The organism is Mesorhizobium sp. L48C026A00 (assembly GCF_000502375.1).
Classification (GTDB): domain Bacteria; phylum Pseudomonadota; class Alphaproteobacteria; order Rhizobiales; family Rhizobiaceae; genus Mesorhizobium; species Mesorhizobium muleiense.
Window position 1 is genome coordinate 139,850 of sequence record NZ_AYWU01000006.1, and the last position, 12,846, is coordinate 152,695.

At 64.7% G+C, this 12,846-nt stretch carries 14 protein-coding genes and 2 pseudogenes; 9 read left to right on the forward strand and 7 right to left on the reverse strand.

Translation table 11 applies throughout. The features are described from left to right. Positions 1-6: 6 nt before the first annotated feature. From X738_RS54705 to X738_RS54715, 3 genes are read right to left on the reverse strand one after another with little or no spacing between them, the layout of a single operon-like run. Entirely contained in the window at positions 7-678 is a 672-nt protein-coding gene (locus X738_RS54705; protein ID WP_023798577.1) for an ABC transporter ATP-binding protein, read from the reverse strand. Then, entirely contained in the window at positions 675-1,916 is a 1,242-nt protein-coding gene (locus X738_RS54710) for an ABC transporter permease (protein ID WP_023798578.1), read from the reverse strand. Before X738_RS54710 ends, X738_RS54705 begins: the two co-directional genes overlap by 4 nt. Positions 1,917-1,922: 6 nt before the next feature. Beyond that, positions 1,923-2,951, reverse strand: a complete 1,029-nt coding sequence (locus X738_RS54715; RefSeq protein ID WP_031254684.1) for an efflux RND transporter periplasmic adaptor subunit — start codon at positions 2,949-2,951, stop codon at positions 1,923-1,925. A 131-nt stretch (positions 2,952-3,082) separates the two neighbouring features. On the opposite strand from X738_RS54715, the gene X738_RS54720 reads away from it, so the two are divergent. Further along, complete coding sequence (locus X738_RS54720) at positions 3,083-3,766, forward strand: TetR/AcrR family transcriptional regulator (RefSeq protein WP_245277644.1); 684 nt, start codon at positions 3,083-3,085, stop codon at positions 3,764-3,766. A gap of 83 nt (positions 3,767-3,849) precedes the next feature. After that, positions 3,850-4,011: pseudogene (locus tag X738_RS86905) on the forward strand (winged helix-turn-helix domain-containing protein); the annotation flags it as partial. Between the two features lie 94 nt (positions 4,012-4,105). On the opposite strand, the gene X738_RS54725 reads toward X738_RS86905, so the two are convergent. The 3 genes from X738_RS54725 to X738_RS54735 form a co-directional block, all read right to left on the reverse strand. Beyond that, on the reverse strand, positions 4,106-4,408 hold the full coding sequence (locus X738_RS54725; RefSeq protein WP_023798581.1) for a DUF982 domain-containing protein: 303 nt from the start codon (positions 4,406-4,408) through the stop codon (positions 4,106-4,108). Between the two features lie 306 nt (positions 4,409-4,714). Continuing rightward, the gene (locus X738_RS54730; RefSeq protein ID WP_023798582.1) at positions 4,715-5,149 is read right to left on the reverse strand and encodes a type II toxin-antitoxin system VapC family toxin; all 435 of its coding nucleotides are present in this window, start codon (positions 5,147-5,149) and stop codon (positions 4,715-4,717) included. Then, on the reverse strand, positions 5,146-5,397 hold the full coding sequence (locus tag X738_RS54735) for a type II toxin-antitoxin system Phd/YefM family antitoxin (protein WP_023798583.1): 252 nt from the start codon (positions 5,395-5,397) through the stop codon (positions 5,146-5,148). Before X738_RS54735 ends, X738_RS54730 begins: the two co-directional genes overlap by 4 nt. Positions 5,398-5,770: 373 nt before the next feature. Here X738_RS54735 and X738_RS54740 point away from each other — a divergent pair. From X738_RS54740 to X738_RS54750, 3 genes and pseudogenes are all read left to right on the forward strand, one after another. After that, positions 5,771-6,991: pseudogene (locus X738_RS54740) on the forward strand (integrase core domain-containing protein); the annotation flags it as partial. 281 nt (positions 6,992-7,272) lie between these two features. Beyond that, a complete protein-coding gene (locus X738_RS54745; protein WP_051407778.1) occupies positions 7,273-7,878 on the forward strand; it encodes a phage terminase large subunit family protein in 606 nt (201 codons plus the stop codon). A 13-nt stretch (positions 7,879-7,891) separates the two neighbouring features. Further along, positions 7,892-8,491 carry a hypothetical protein gene (locus X738_RS54750; RefSeq protein ID WP_023798585.1) on the forward strand — a complete coding sequence of 200 codons (600 nt, stop codon included), beginning with the start codon at positions 7,892-7,894 and terminating at the stop codon, positions 8,489-8,491. Between the two features lie 308 nt (positions 8,492-8,799). Here the strand turns inward: X738_RS54750 and X738_RS54755 are convergent, their stop codons facing one another. Beyond that, a complete protein-coding gene (locus tag X738_RS54755; RefSeq protein WP_031254688.1) occupies positions 8,800-9,423 on the reverse strand; it encodes a methyltransferase domain-containing protein in 624 nt (207 codons plus the stop codon). A gap of 121 nt (positions 9,424-9,544) precedes the next feature. Here X738_RS54755 and X738_RS54760 point away from each other — a divergent pair, with 121 nt between their 5' ends. From X738_RS54760 to X738_RS54770, 4 genes are all read left to right on the forward strand, one after another. Next, positions 9,545-11,269 (forward strand): portal protein, encoded by a 1,725-nt coding sequence (locus tag X738_RS54760; RefSeq protein WP_023798588.1) that lies wholly within the window; start codon positions 9,545-9,547, stop codon positions 11,267-11,269. Then, on the forward strand, positions 11,266-11,589 hold the full coding sequence (locus X738_RS54765; RefSeq protein WP_023798589.1) for a Bbp19 family protein: 324 nt from the start codon (positions 11,266-11,268) through the stop codon (positions 11,587-11,589). The genes X738_RS54760 and X738_RS54765 overlap by 4 nt, the downstream gene beginning before the upstream one ends. 322 nt (positions 11,590-11,911) lie before the next feature. Further along, positions 11,912-12,532: a hypothetical protein gene (locus X738_RS80785; protein ID WP_023798590.1), complete on the forward strand. Its 621-nt coding sequence runs from the start codon at positions 11,912-11,914 to the stop codon at positions 12,530-12,532. Continuing rightward, a complete protein-coding gene (locus X738_RS54770; protein ID WP_023798591.1) occupies positions 12,519-12,815 on the forward strand; it encodes a hypothetical protein in 297 nt (98 codons plus the stop codon). The genes X738_RS80785 and X738_RS54770 overlap by 14 nt, the downstream gene beginning before the upstream one ends. Positions 12,816-12,846 lie beyond the last annotated feature (31 nt).

The following is a 12,846-nucleotide window of genomic DNA, read 5'->3' on the forward strand; positions in this document are numbered from 1 at the left end:
TCCGGTTCAGCCGATCTTCCCGTCCACGATGTGAATGCGGCGATCCATGCGCGCCGCCATGTCGAGATCATGCGTAACTGCCACGACGGTCTTGCCGCGCTCGCGCACCAGATTCTCAAGAATTGCGAAGACTTGCTCCGAGCTCTTGCTGTCGAGGCTCCCCGTCGGCTCATCGGCGAGGATAAGCGGCGGGTCGTTGGCGAGCGAGCGCGCCACCGCGACGCGCTGACGCTGGCCGCCAGAGAGCTGGTCGGGCCGCTTGTCGAGATGTTCGCCGAGCCCCAGGGATGAAAGCAGTTCCCCGGCCCGTTCCCGCATCTGAGGCCGCGCCAGCCGGCCAAGCTTGCGCATTGGGATTTCGACATTTTCGCGCGCCGTGAACTCCGGCAGCAGAAAATGAAACTGGAACACGAAGCCCAGCATCGAAAGCCTGGTCCGCGCGCGCTCCCTTTCATTCATCGGCTCGGCATCGCGGCCGCCTATTGTCAACGTCCCGGCGGTCGGCCGGTCGAGCAGACCGAGCAGGTAGAGCAATGACGATTTTCCGGAGCCGGAGGGACCGGTGACGGCGACGAATTCCCTTTTGTTGATCGCCAGCGTGATGTCCTTGACCAGCGTGACGGGAACCGTCTCGGGCAACACGCGGGTCAGTTTCTCGGTCTCGATGAGTGCGCTCATGACGCGCCTCTGATGATCTCGACGGGGTTCAGGCGCGCCGCACGACGCGCCGGCAGGTAGCCGGCCACTGCCGCCGAGCCCAGCGCGAAGGCCGACGCGATGACGTAGTGCATCAAGCTCCAGGCGATCGGCAGCCGGGTCATCTCCTGGCCGGTCGCGGCGATCTCGAAACGCACCAGCGACAGCGCATAGGTCATGGAGACGCCGAGCAGCCCGCCGAGCACGGAGCCGGCAGCGCCGATCGCGACGCCTTCCAGCAGAAAGAGCCGGCGCATGTCGGACTCCGGGAAGCCAAGCGACTTCATGATGGCGATGTCGCGCGCCTTTTCGTGCGTGATGGTGGAGATGATGTTGTAGATGCCGAAGCCAGCGACCAGCATGATCGCGCCGACAACGGTGTACATGATGACGTTGCGTACGACGAGCGCTTCGAGGATCGATTCATTGGCCTCCTGCCACGCCACCGCCTTGTAGCCCAGTTCGGCCTCGGCACGCTGCGCCACCGCCGGAGCGCGGTCAGGATCGTCGAGCTTGATGCGGATCTCGTTGATGGCGTTCGGACGCGCCGAGAGGATCTGCGCGTTTTTCAGAAGCACATAGGCCTCGCCTTCGTCGCGCGCGGTGGTGCCGGTGTGGAACAGGCCGGCGATCTTGAAGTTGCGCGACAGTCCCTCGGAAGAAACCGCCGTTATCGTGTCGCCGAACCCGGCGCCGAGCCGGCTCGCCATCGTGTCGCCGATGAGCACGTTGTTGCCGCCCGCGGCAAGCGCCGAAAAGCTGCCTTCGACGAAATTTCCGACAGTCGGCGACACGCCGGACTCGCGCTCCGGTTCGATGCCAATGATCGCCGCGCCGACTTCGCGGCTGGAAAAGCGGATCACACCCTGCGTTTTGAGGCTTGCCGCGAACCGACCGGGAATCCAGCTCTCCAGCCAGGAGGTCGCGGCGGTCGGGTTGATGATGCCGCGGCGATCGTCGCGCGGCCTGAGCCCGGAAATCGCGACAGTCGCAAAAGCATCCTCGGCCGGTTGACGGCGGGCTGTGCGCTGCTCGTCGGTGATGTCGACATGCGGCATCGTGTCGACGAGTTGCCTGACGAAATCGTCCTGCCCACCCTGCATCAGCGCCGCCATGGCAATGGAGAATCCGACACCCACCGCAACGCCGATCACGGCAACCAGCGTCTGGCGACCGCGGCCGGCAATGTGCGTGAGGGCGATGTCGAAGATGAGCGGCATCCTGCTTCATCGCTCCTGGGCGCCGGTGATGCTCACGCGCGCGCCGTTGGCGAGGTCGGCGGGATAGGGCGAGATGACGCGAGCCCTCTCCTCGACACTCGAGAGAACCTCGATGCCATTGGTGGCGCGAATGCCGGTTCGGATTTCACGTTGCCAGGCCTTGTCGCCTTCGACGACGAACACCTTACTCCCGTCCACAGCAACGGATGGGATCAACAGCGCGTTTTTCGAAACGCGGATGACGATGTTCACGTCGGTCGACATGCCGATACGAAGCGGCGTATCGTCCGGCAGGCGGAAACGGACGCGATAGGTCTTCGTCACCGGATCGCCCTTGGGTGTGATGCTGTCGACCACCGCTTCCAGGTTCTGCTGGCGGAACGCGTCGGATTTAAGCAACGCGCGCTGGCCGACCTCGACCCGGGGTATGTCCTCCTCGTTGACCTCGGCGACCACCAGGAGCGGCTTCGGCTCGCCGACCCAGAATAACACCGTGCCGAGTTCGGCGACCTCACCCACCTCGCCGTCCTGCCTGAGCACGACGCCGGCGCTCGGCGCGCGTAACACGTAGGTGTCAAGTCGCGCCTTCTGTCCGGCGACCAGCGCTTCGATCTGGCCGAGCTCGCTCTGCGCACGATCGAGAGCCTGCTGGCTCGCCGCACGCCTTTCGGCAAGCACCGTCAGCCGCCGGAGCTCTTCCTGGGCAAGCGCTTGACGCGCCTCGAGTTCGCCAAGCACGGCCCGGGCCTCGCTGTCGTCGTCGAGCCTGGCGAGCACGTCGCCTTGTGCAACCCTCGATCCCTCGCAATTGCATTGCTCGACGATCCTTTCGCGAACCACCGGAGTTACCTTGGCCCAGGTTCGCGGCTCGACGGAGCCACTCGCGTAAACGACTTCCGCCGCGTCGCCGCGTTGTGGCGTCACCAGCGAAACCTTGGCCGGTTGCCACAGATACCAGGCGCCGAAAGCAGCCGCGGCCGCGACAACAACGATGCTGGCCGTCCAGCGTATCCGTCGCAAGAGACTCTCCTTCATGATCGAATCCGAATGTCCTGCGGTGACAGATAATAACACTAGACCGACCGTCGGTCTATAAAAGTTGCATAAAGCTCCGGTTCGTGCTCCTCTTGCTCCACCTGCACTTTGTGAGGTTCGATTTGCCCCGAGTGATAAAGCCGCCGGAGATACGATCCGCCGAGCTCCTCGACTGCGCCCAGCGGCTTTTCTTCGAGCGCGGCTACGACAACACGACGGTGAACGACATCATCCGCGAGGCCGGCCTGTCGAAGGGCGCGTTCTACCACTATTTCGCATCGAAAGAGGCCCTGCTGGAGGCGCTCGCCACACGTCTCGCCCGCGACAGCTTCACCGAGTTGCAGCCCTTGCTCAACGATCCCTCACTCGATGGGCTTGGCCGGCTCAATGCCCTGTTTGCCGGCTCGCGGCGGCTGAACGTCGAGCTTGCCCCGCAAATGCGCAAGACATTTTTCGTCCTGTTCCGGCCCGAGAACCTTGCCCTCTTCCATCGGGTCGACCAGGCGGCCAGGGAATTGGCCATGCCGATAATCACCGATCTGCTCAGGAAAGGCAGCGACGAAGGCATCTTCGACGTGCCCGACCCGGAAGCCTTCGCCGAGATGTTCTTGCAGCTGCGGCTGATCTTTCGGGATGTAATGCACCGCGCCCTGCTGAAAGCCGAGCAGGGCAATATCGACGAAGCGGCGCGGCTGCTCGACGATCGGCTGCGGCTCTACGGCATCGCGATCGACCGGCTTTTGAAGCTGCCCGATGGAACGATAGAAGCAGCGCAACCCGGGTTTGCCCGGGCTTTCCTCGAATCAGGCCCGTGAGCCGCAGAGTCCGCAAGCCGCGGAGCAGCAAATTCACCGCGCCTCGTATACCGGTGCAGTCCAAATCAGGGGGTCAGTGAAAGATGAGCCGCGAGCAGCTTCTCGCCGCCAGCAGGAGTCACGACGAAGAGGTGTTTGACCGCAGTATCGATGTGCAGATATTGCGACTGCGCCGCAAGCTCGAGGTCAACCCGAGCGAGCCGAAACTCATTGTCACCGAGCGGGGCGCCGGCTACGTCTTCGCTACCCGGGGTCGAGGTGCAGTGACCTTTCGAGGTGCCGTGACTTTGCCGAGTTCTTGGCAGGGTCAAGTTACTGGCAGGGGTCAAACAGGAACGTTCATCGCCTCAGCGCATGCACGCTATCAACATTGCCGCCGCCTATCGGCAGAGCCATGTCGTCGTCGAGCAAGCGCGTGATGCGGGCGAAGCCGGTAAAAGCCTTCCTTGCTTCCTCTGCCGACATCCCGCCCGCCAGAGCCGCGGAGCAGCAATTCACCGCGCATTGGTAGACTGGCCCACGCCGGCCGACTGGCCATCTACGCAAGAACTCCATCGCTTCGGCTACGCTATCAATCTCTTCGGCAGGACTTTCCTGCCCGCGCGAAATACGCACAGGCGTAAAGAATTGCAGGCGATCCATTGTTTCCTCCCGGTCGATCGTTATGTGCCTGATCGAACCTTTTGAACTTGCTGCTGACCATGTGTTTCCGGCAAACAGAACCCGATGATGAAAAAACTCGGGCCAAAAACGAAGTCTTTCACATCACTCGACCGAAATCGAATCACCAAACGTGACAAACATGTGACGAACCGTTGCCCGCCGCCGCACTGGGACTTCAATTATCCCGAGACGGAGCCTGGACGCGCTCATCCCGCATTTGAGGTATGCGGATTACGCAGCCGGATTTGGCTAGCCGCAGCAGACCCCTTTGGGATCTCTTCTCAGTCAAAGCGTCAGTGGATTGAGGCAAGGAACTCCTAAGGGCTGGAAGTGTCTCAGGTTCCCAGTCAGGAGCGTCAAGGAGTTCGCTTTAGCGGTCGCGGCGATGAGAATGTCAGCCAGCCCTGGATGACTCCCTGCGGCTGTGGCGGCGTCTTCCATGAGGCCTGCCTCCAACGCCACCGCCGCATCGATCGGCAAGATTTCCGCGCTGTAGTCCGTCGTGATGCCCTGCAGCCACGCCATTAGCGTCAGAGCCTTCGCTGTTGCTCCCGAGCGGTCGAGCTTGGCGATGCCTCTCCGAAGTTCGTGGAGGGCAAAGGCAGGCACAAACAAGTTGCCCGTCTGCTGCAATAGCCAAGCTGCCGCATTCGGGGGCAGCGGAGGCTTTCCCGGCGCGGTCGCCGACAGCACCGAGGTGTCGAAAAGGTATGCGGTCAAAGGTTAACCTCGCGGCTTTGCTGGGTGCGGTCGCGCTCCGGTTCGAAGCCCTCGGGCCAACCGGGGAACGACAGCAGGTATTCCGCAAGGCTGGGCTTCTCGGGGTAAATCTTCCTCGCTTCTTCGATCGGAACGATAGCGGCCACTGGCTTGCCGTGCCTCGTGATCGTGATCGGTTCGCCGGCCTCGGCGGCATCGACGAGAGCCGTCAAAGTGGCCTTGGCTTCGCGAATGTTGATGTGTTTCACTGCTGTTGCCTCCCTTGTGGTTGCACGCAACTACATTTAGCAAAATCCATCGTCTATTACAAGTGGACACTTCCCGGAGAACAGGCCATTCCGAAACGCGATCATTGGCGAAATCTTTTGCGAAGGCGTCTTTCTCCCCGTCTCTATACGGGGAGAAATGCCCGGCAGGGCAATGAGGGGCAGCGCCACCTGAGGCGATTTCCCGGAGGTGGAGTTGTCCTGGGGTGTCGATGTCAGCGCCGCCCCTCATCCGCCTGCCGGCACCTTCTCCCCGTATAGTGACGGGGAGAANGGTGTCCGAACCGGATAGATAGGTAACAGAATGGACTGATTGCATGGGTGACAGTTTTCTCCTTCGCCGGGAGGACCGGCGATGGTTTGGCGAGAGACTGGCATCATGGATGAGCGGCTTCGGTTTGTTGTGGAGTGCCTGGCGGGTGATGAGACGATGACGCAGCTTTGTGCTGACTTCGGCATATCGCGCAAGATCGGCTACAAATGGCTGGGACGGTACCGGGAGTTCGGCCCGGAAGGTCTGCATGACCGGCCGCGGGCGCCGCTCAATCATGGCCGGGCGACGGCGGTGGATCTGGTGGAGCGGATCGTTGCTTCGAAGGAGGCACATCCACTGTGGGGGCCGAAGAAGATCATGGCGCGGCTCAAGCGCACCGCTCCCGAGTTGGCCTGGCCGTCGGCCTCGACNCTGTGGGGGCCGAAGAAGATCATGGCGCGGCTCAAGCGCACCGCTCCCGAGTTGGCCTGGCCGTCGGCCTCGACGGCTGGCGCGATCCTTGAGCGGCATGGGCTTGTCGGTCGGCGGCGCGCCCGCTGGAAGGCGGCGGGCAACGGACCATGGCCGCCAGCCGAGGAGCCGAACGCGGTGTGGACGGGCGACCACAAGGGCTGGTTCCGCACCCGTGACGGGTGGCGCTGCGAACCGTTGACGGTGATGGATGCGTCGTGCCGCTTCCTTTTGGCGCTCGAAGCGACGGGCTCGACGGCGGACGACGAGGCCTGGCCGGTGTTCGAGCGGCTGTTTGAGGAACATGGCTTGCCGGATCGGTTCAGAAGCGACAATGGCTCGCCTTTCGCGTCGGCCGGCGTCACCGGGCTGACGCCGCTGTCGGTGCGCTTTATCAAGCTCGGCATCACGCTGGAGCGGATCGCACCCGGCAAGCCGCAGCAGAACGGATGCCACGAGCGCTTCCACCTGACCATGCTGCCGCTGGCCAAGGCGCCGGAGGCCGACAGAACCGCCCAGGGCCAGGCTTTCGAAGCCTTCCGGCGCAGCTACAATGAGGAGCGTCCGCATGAGGCGCTGGCCATGGACACCCCGGCGCAGCATTACCGCTCCTCGTCGCGCGCCATGCCTGCGACACCGCCCGAGCCCGACTATCCGGCCGAGGCGGCGGTGCGCAGCGTGCGCCACAATGGCGAGATCAGGTGGAACGGTGGTTTCGTCTACGTTTCCAAGGCGCTGGCCGGCGAAGCGGTCGCCGCCATCGAAACCGAGGATGGTCAATGGGCGCTCAGCTTCCATGCCCACCCGCTCGGCATCCTCGACACCAGGCGCATGAAGCTTGTCCGCCGCAGCGCNCCCCGTTTACGGGGAGAAATGCCCGGCAGGGCAATGAGGGGCGGCGCGACACTAGCTCGGAAAGTCACGCCCAAACAATACCATACGGCCGGCACCTGCCAACATGATTCAAGTGCGAGGGCGAAGAATTGACCCGCCATGTCACCTTCATGACCATCGACGATGCCGAGCATTACACGCCGTAGCAGCGCGCCGCGATCGTATCGGCCTATCCGGCGCATGAGCGCGAGGCGCGGGCCAGGGGCATTCCGGTCCTGGGTTCCGGCCGCATCTTTCCGGTGGCGGAGGAGCTGATCGCCTGCGAGCCGTTCCGGCTGCCGCGCTACTGGCCGCGGCTCGGGGCGCTGGATTTCGGCTGGGATCACCCTTCCGCTGCTGTCGAACTCGCCTGGGATACCGAGGCCGACGTCGTCTATGTCGCCAAAGCCTGCCGAGCCTCGCAGCAAACGCCGGCCATGCAGGCGCTGACCCTGAAACCGTGGGGCGAATGGTTGCCCTGGGCGTGGCCGCGCGACGGCCGCCGCGAGACGCTGGAAGGTGCGGGCGTGGCACTTGCCCGGCAATATGGCGCGCATGGGCTGAACATGCTTTCCAGCCATGCGCAGTTCGCCGACGGTTCGGTGTCGGTCGAGGCCGGGCTGATGGAGATGCTCGACCGCATGCAGAGCGGCCGCTTCAAGGTGTTCTCGACGCTTCTGCCCTGGTTCGAGGAGTTTCGGCTCTACCACCGCAAAGACGGCCAGGTGGTGAAGCTGCGCGACGATCTGATGGCGGCGACACGCTATGGCGTGATGATGCTGAGGGAAGCGGTGGTCGACCCGGCCGAGTTCAAGATGGCACGGCGAAAGGCAGGGCAGAGCGATCCGCTGGGGGCGTTCCGGTGAGGGGACCCCGCCGATGACCGTTCGCATTGTCAGCGCTACGCTGCGCGACCTCTCCTACATCGCCGCCAATCTGCGGACCGAGGACCGGACGGAGATCGACTGCCAGTTCGACGAATGGTCGCCGGCGCTGCTGGCGCTGACGGCGCTGCAGGGGTTTGCCTATGTCGCCGAGCTGAACGGCAATCCGGAGGCCGGCTTTGGCGCCGCCGAGCAGCGCGGCGGCCTATGGATCGCCTGGAGCTGGGGCACGCGCCGCATGAAGCGCTGCGTGCCTGGCATGACCGAGTTCTTTCACGCCGTGCTCGGTCCGCAGGTTGCCGCGCACGGCGCCTGGCGGGTCGAGGCGCGGGCGCTGGCCACCAATGAATTGGCGCTGCGCTGGCTGGCCCGGCTTGGCGCCACGCAACGCTGCCGCCTGCCGGGTTACGGTCGCAACGGCGAAGATTTTTTGCTCTACGACTGGACAAGGTCGTCTGACTTTGGGTCGTCTGACTTTGGAGAAAGCTGGAACCATGTGCCTTTTTCAAAAGCCGCCGGCGCTGAAGCCGCTGCCACCGACACCGACCATTGCCGACAAGGACGTGCAGGCGCGCGAAACAGCGCTCCGGGCTGAGCTCGAGCAGCGCCAGGGCACCGCCGGCACGGTCAAGACCGATCTGTCGCCGAGCAAACTCAGCGGCCAGCGCCGCGTGCTGTTGGGGGTGTGACGTGGCGACAAGGGTAGCGCCTGGCAGCACCCCCCTCTGTCCTGCCGGACATCTCCCCCTCAAGGGGGAGATTGGCAGCTTCTGCGTCCCGCCGGCCTTCCAGCGTTGGTGGTTGGCGAAAGCCGAGGTGACATCCAATCTCCCCCCTTGAGGGGGAGATGTCCGGCAGGACAGAGGGGGGTATTCAAGCACCGACGTCGAACTCTGCGCGCTCTCACCCCGGCTTGCGCGCGAAGGCCCAGACCATCAGCGGGTACTCCTCGTCGTTGCTGAGGTCGCGCCATAGGCCGTAGGCGCGCACCGGCCCGCCGATATGGGCTTTTGCGCAGGCTTTGTTGCCCCAGCTAAACACTTCAATGTTTGCCTGGGGGAAGCCGCCCTCGACCAGGACCTGCTTGAGGCCGGCGGCGGTCCAGCGGTTGTAGTCGTGCGGCCTGGCATGCACCCTGAACAGGAACGGCGTCGCCACCATCGCCCAGCCGCCCGGCCGGGTCATGGCGTGGATATTCTGTGCCGCGGCAAACGGGCGCTGCACATGCTCCAGCACCTGGTCGGCGATGACGACGGAATATTGCCGGTCGGTGCGGTCCTTGCAGATGTCGAAGTCGGAGAAATCGACGGAGGTGTAGTTCGAGCATATCGTCTTCCAGTGGCGGTTCCAGCCGGGCGAGATCTCGATCACGTCTGAGGATTTGCGGCCGTCGGCCTCGAGAAACGCGGTGAACGCCTCGATCTGCCTGATGCGCAGCCAGTTGCGGGAATCGTAGCCGATCAGCCGCTTTGCAACCTGCTTGCTTCGCCGCTTCAGGGCGCCGGGTAGGCTTTCCGTCACTATCAAATCGATCTCCTTGAGTCGCCGCCCCGCGCCCCTTGAACATCGCAAAAGAGAACAAAATTCGACCTGGCCTTGGCAATATCTGGGCTTCGAACAAGCTGATACATCAGAACAAGGAAATGCCATGGCGAGCGATTCCCGTGCCCACGATATCCTGTCGCGACAGGCGGAACTGGAGAGCGAGCGCAGCCAGTATGAGGCTGTCTGGGAGGCGGTGTCGGAATTCTGCGACCCCGACGCGCCCGATGTCTGGAGTGGGCGCCGGGGCGCGGAACCGCAGGCCGAGCGGCACGAGCGGCGCGGCGCCCGAGTCTACGCCAACACCATCAACTCGGCCGCCAACCGGCTGGCTGCGGGGCTGGAAAGCCTGATCATTCCGCAGTCGGAGAAATGGCACGGGCTGTCGACCGCCGCCGTGAATGACGAGGAGAGCGAGGAGGAGAAGGAATGGGCGGAGGCGCTTCGCGATTTCCTGTTTGCGCTGCGCTATTCGGCCAATTCGAATTTCGTGCCGGCGACGCAGGCCTGCCTGCGCAACGTCGTGCGCTATGGCCCGGCCTATCTCTACGCCGAGGAGGGCTTTGGCGGCACGCTGATCCGCTATGCCTCGATCCCGGTGGTCGAGGGCTATCTCTGCCGCAACCGCTGGGGCCAGGTCGACATTTTCCACCGCCGCTATGAGCGCACGGCACGGCAGGCGGCGCAGCTGCTCGGCTATGACAAGCTGCCGGCGCGGATCAAGATGCTGGTCGACGACCCGGCCAAATGCGAGACCAAGATTTCACTGATCCAGTGCATCCAGCCGCGCGACGAGCGCAAGATGTACCGGCTTTCCGGCACCTACCAGTATCTCGACACGGCGTTCGCCTCCTATCACGTCGTCGAGGACGAGGAGGTCATCGTCAGGGAGAGTGGTTTCCGCTCCTTCCCGGTGTCCTGCTTCAACTGGCGCCGCCATGAGGGCGACCCCTATGGCATCTCGCCGACCATCGAGGCGCTGACCACGGTGCGCGAGGAAAACGCCGTGCGCCGCTCGGGTCTCAGGGCGCTGCAGCAGATCACCGACCCGGCGACCGCCTCGAAGGCACGGCTCGACTATGTGCCGGTGCTCAATCCCGGCGAGAATTATCCCGGCCTCATCGACGACAATGGCCGGCCGCTGATTGCGCCGATCGCTGTGGGCCAGAACCCGACCTATGCATTCGACTACGCGGAAAGCCGGGCCGAGGAGATCCGCGACATGATGTTCGTCAACCTGTTCCAGACGCTGGTGCAGAACCCGCAGATGACGGCCACCGAGGCCTTGATCCGGCAGGAGGAGAAGGGCGCGCTGCTCGGGCCCTCCGGCTCGATCATCCAGGCCGGCTTTGCCGCCAATCTCGACCGCGAGCTCGGTATCCTCGAGGACAAGGGATTGTATGAGGAAGACAGCCGGTTCCTGCCGCCGGCGAGCCTCGCCGGCAAGGCGGTGCGGCCGACCTTCACCGGCCCGCTCGACGTGCTGCGCCGCTCGGCCGAGGCGCGCGACACCATCCAGGTCGTGACCACGGCCATGCAGATGGCGCAGTTCGACCCCGGCGTGATGGACAATATCGACGGCGACGAGGCGCTGAAGATCGTGCAGAGCGCCGGCCGCAGCCCGCAGCGCATCTTTCGCCGCCAGGACGAGGTGGCTGATATTCGCGATGCCCGAGCCAGGGCGCAACAAGCGCAGGCCGGCATGGCGGCGATCGCCGCCGCCGGCAAGGTTGCCAGGGATGCCGTGCCGGCGGCGGTCCAGGCGCGCGACAGCGGCCTGCTCGACAGTCTCAGCGGGCTGATGCCGCAGGGCGGCGAGGGCGGCGCATGAGCGGCAAACGCTTCGCCCATTCGCGCCAGGCCGGCGGCCCGGCCAAGGCGCAGGATGCGCTGACCAGGGCCTATCTCAGGGTGTTCTCGGGCCAGGACGGCGAGATGGTGCTGGCCGACCTGACGGCGGCGACCGGCTATTACCGCCGTCCATCCTATGGCGAGTGGCTGGCCAAGACCAGGACGCCGAACGGCTTCGAGCTGCACAGCGCGCTGAGCAATGCGCGCGCCGAAGTGGTGCAGCACATCATGGGGTTTTTGACACTCGACGAAGCGCAACTGGCGGCGCTGGAGAAGGCGGCGCGGCTGGAGGGGAGGTAGGGGTAAGGGGTGAGGTGTCGGCGAAGCTGCCAATCTCCCCCCGTGTGGTCCCCACAAGGGGGAGATGTCCGGTAGGGCAGAGGGGGGCGCTGTCCGGGCGCTGTCCCTCGGCGATCAAAGGTTCTGCACCGCAGCAGCGCTCCAAGGTAACGGAACGGATCCCAGGGTCTGCGCTGCGTCGCTTCGCTCCTTGCTCCGCACTGGGATGACGAAGGCGCGGGGGTTCGGCCAATCGCCGACGTGCCATGGACCGCGCGTCCCGCGCCCGCTGAAATCACTTTCAAGCCTCGCTTCGCGGGGCTTTTTTCATGGAGCAAGCCTGATGGCCCGACCCGCAACTGCCGCCGTTCGATTTCTGACCGGCGAACGCGAACCCGTGCGCCTGGCGACCACGGCCAGCATCCTGCTCCATCGCCTGCAGACCATCGACGGCGTGCCGGCTGAGGTCGGCGACCGCGTGCTGGTCAAGGACCAGGCCGACCCGACGCAGAACGGCATCTACACGGTGAGCGAAGGCGAATGGTTCCGCGCCGCCGACGCCCGCACCGCCCGCACCTTGCAGAAGGGAACGACGGTCCACACCCAGGTTGGGACAATCAATGCCGGCCGGGTGTTTGAATTCAGCGCCGACGCGCCGGTGGTGGGCCGCGATGCCATCGCCTTTGCGCCGTTCGTGCCGCCCGACATTGCGGAGGTGGTCGGTGCGGTGGTGACGCTGCGCGTTGAAACGCAGGTGCCGAAGCATGCCACCGAGGCCAGTGCCGGCCAAGCCGCCGCCAGCGCGTCCACGTCCGCTGCCAATGCCGGACAGACCGCCGCCGATGTCGCTTCCACGGCGGCCAACCTGGCCGGCGCCCAGGCGGCACGCGACGCGTCGCTGTATGGCAAGGGCATCTTCCCGACGACGGCCGCCGCGGTCGGCTTTTGGTGTGGCTGGCTTTAGTGCCCTGGTCGGCGGCGCCGGCGGCACGGACGGCACTTTCGATGTGGCGTTTACCGGCGGCGCCGGTTCTGGCGGCGCTGGCCGCTTCGTTGTCGCTGACGGTGCAGTGACGATGATCCTGATCACCGCCCCCGGCTCCTACACGGCGGCGCCAGCTTCCAGCTTCGCGGCCTCTGCGGGATTGGCCGGCGCAAGTGCGGCGGCGGTTTTGGGCCGGAATGTCGAGGTGGTGAGTACTTTTGGACCGAGGTTTCAGCCGGCGTTCTGGGCCTCTACAATGTGACGTTGGGGCCGGCGGCGACCGACACGGGCGT

Excerpts from the sequence above, each read along its gene's own strand:
- X738_RS54705 (WP_023798577.1), bottom strand. The coding sequence starts at position 678 with ATGAGCGCACTCATCGAGACCGAGAAACTGACCCGCGTGTTGCCCGAG.
- X738_RS54710 (WP_023798578.1), bottom strand. The coding sequence starts at position 1,916 with ATGCCGCTCATCTTCGACATCGCCCTCACGCACATTGCCGGCCGCGGT.
- X738_RS54715 (WP_031254684.1), bottom strand. The coding sequence starts at position 2,951 with ATGAAGGAGAGTCTCTTGCGACGGATACGCTGGACGGCCAGCATCGTT.
- X738_RS54725 (WP_023798581.1), bottom strand. The coding sequence starts at position 4,408 with ATGGATCGCCTGCAATTCTTTACGCCTGTGCGTATTTCGCGCGGGCAG.
- X738_RS54750 (WP_023798585.1), top strand. The coding sequence starts at position 7,892 with ATGACCGTTCGCATTGTCAGCGCTACGCTGCGCGACCTCTCCTACATC.
- X738_RS54760 (WP_023798588.1), top strand. The coding sequence starts at position 9,545 with ATGGCGAGCGATTCCCGTGCCCACGATATCCTGTCGCGACAGGCGGAA.
- X738_RS54765 (WP_023798589.1), top strand. The coding sequence starts at position 11,266 with ATGAGCGGCAAACGCTTCGCCCATTCGCGCCAGGCCGGCGGCCCGGCC.
- X738_RS80785 (WP_023798590.1), top strand. The coding sequence starts at position 11,912 with ATGGCCCGACCCGCAACTGCCGCCGTTCGATTTCTGACCGGCGAACGC.